General features: G+C 56.6%; 1 protein-coding gene. It reads left to right on the top strand.

Translation table 11 applies throughout. From position 1 onward, the window contains the following. Nucleotides 1-711 (top strand): IS5 family transposase gene (locus ACZYOF_RS44130; protein WP_463719642.1). Its coding sequence is split into 2 segments (ribosomal slippage), with 712 coding nucleotides annotated over them: nt 1-272 and nt 272-711; the frame shifts between segments, so codons are not numbered across the junction. This gene is flagged as partial in the annotation. Between the last annotated feature and the right edge of the window lie 29 nt (nt 712-740).

Genomic DNA, 740 nt, shown 5'->3' with positions numbered 1-740 from the left:
GGAGCCGCTTTGTTTGGGCAAGCCGACCGATCCCGGTCGCACAGGGGGTGACAATCGTTTGTTCCTCGAGGCCGTGCTGTGGATCGCCCGCACGGGCAGCCCATGGAGAGATCTGCCGCCGACGTTTGGCAACTGGAACACGGTGTTCAAGCGCTATCGCGATTGGGTGAAAGCCGGCGTTTTCAGGCAGATTTTCGACGCCGTATCGGATGATCCAGACATGGAGTTCGCCATGGTCGACGCGACAATCGTCAAAGTTCACCGCCACGGGCAGGGAGCAAAGGGGGGACCAAAAATCAGGCCATCGGCAAATCGAAGGGCGGCTGGACCACCAAAATCCTCGCGCTGACCGACGCGCTTGGGAATCTGGTGCGGTTTATCTTGCTCCCTGGCCATCGCTTTGACACCGTCGGCGTCGCGCCCCTGATCCAAGACATCGAATTCGGCGGCTTGATCGCCGACAAGGCTTTTGATTCCAACTGGATCATCGAAGAGCTGAACGAACGCAAGGCCAAGATCGTCATCTCGCAACATCAAAGGCGCGCCCAGCCTCTCGACATCGACAAGGACATCTATAAATGGCGCCACCTGATCGAGAACTTCTTCGGCAAGCTGAAGGAATTCAAACGCATAGCAATGCGATCCGACAAGACCGACAGCAGCTTCGAGGCGATGATCTACCTCGCCACCGCTGTTATCCATTCTAGATGAATCTCAACAGGCCCTAGCATTACAGTTGT

The organism is Bradyrhizobium sp. LeoA1Lang, from assembly GCF_055413685.1.
This window is presented reverse-complemented; position numbering and strand designations above follow the sequence as displayed.